The 1,204-nt window shown below is 64.5% G+C and carries 1 protein-coding gene; it reads left to right on the forward strand.

Features of this window, described 5'->3' with window-relative positions; genetic code table 11:
* The first annotated feature begins 226 nt into the window (after positions 1-226).
* Positions 227-1,180, forward strand: a complete 954-nt coding sequence (locus AC628_RS41700; RefSeq protein WP_074132573.1) for an IS110 family RNA-guided transposase — start codon at positions 227-229, stop codon at positions 1,178-1,180.
* Positions 1,181-1,204 lie beyond the last annotated feature (24 nt).

Consider the following 1,204-nt stretch of genomic DNA (forward strand, 5'->3'; position numbering starts at 1 on the left):
CAGCGAGGGCGCGGCGTTGATCCGCACCGTCGATCGGCTATCGTCGGCATATTCCGAGAGGAATGGCCTGTCGCGGTTAGCGGCCGCGACAGGCCGCTGGCGGTCGGATCGTACCCATCCTGAGCAGTTTGTGGCTGCCCCGTAGCAGGATCGCGCCAGCACCTTCATCGGACCCGGATGGTTGCCGGAACGGTTAGGTTCGCTTCACAAGGCGGGGTCGACGAGGATGACAAAGACTAGCACGACAACGGCAGGAATCGATACGTCCAAGGGCAAGCTCGATGTGGCGCTTCACGGCCGAACCGAACGTTGGCAGGTCGCCAACTCATTGACTGGGTGGCGTGAACTGACGGTCAAACTGGCCAAGGCCGGGGTGGGTCGCGTCGGGATCGAGGCGACCGGCGGCTATGAGCGCGGCGTGGTGGAGCATCTGCGTGCGGCAGGCTTCACGGTGCTGGTGTTGCAGCCGATCCAGGTCAAGGCATTCGGCCGGATGCATCTGCGGCGCGCCAAGAACGACGTGCTGGATGCGGTGTTGATCGCAGCCTGCGCGGCAGCGATCGACCAGGTCAGGGAAGCCCCCGATCCGCGCCTGGCGGAATTGGCCGAACATCTGACCTTCCTCGAGCAGACCGAAGACGACATCAAGCGCTGCAAGACCCGGCTCGAACACATCGATCAGCCTGCCTTGCGACGCCTGGTGCTTGGCGACATCGCCAGGCTGAAGGCACGGCGGCTCGCCCAGCTCCGTCACCTTGCCAGGCAACTACGCGCTCACCACGATCTCGCTGCTCGCCTTGATCTGGTGCTCAGCATTCCCGGGATCGGCGAGCGAACTGCGCTTGCGCTCTTGATCCGCATGCCCGAGCTCGGTCGGATCAGCCGCGAGGAAGCCGCTGCCCTTGCAGGCCTTGCGCCGTTCGACAATGATAGCGGCCAACACAGGGGGCAACGTCGCATTGCCGGCGGCCGAGCTCGTCTCCGTCGCTCCCTGTTCGCGGCCGCGCTGCCAGCGGCGTTCCGCTGGAACAAAGCGCTAATCGCGCTCTATACGCGCCTGACTGCCGCCGGAAAAGCTCACAACGCAGCCCTCATCGCTTGCGCACGGAAGCTGCTGATCTATGCCAACACTGTCGTCCAGCGCGGAACGCCTTGGCTCGAAACAACCGTCACGGCTTAATGGTTGCTACGGAACGTCGCGCCG

Origin of the sequence: Bradyrhizobium sp. NAS96.2, assembly GCF_001908235.1 — a bacterium.
GTDB lineage: Bacteria > Pseudomonadota > Alphaproteobacteria > Rhizobiales > Xanthobacteraceae > Bradyrhizobium.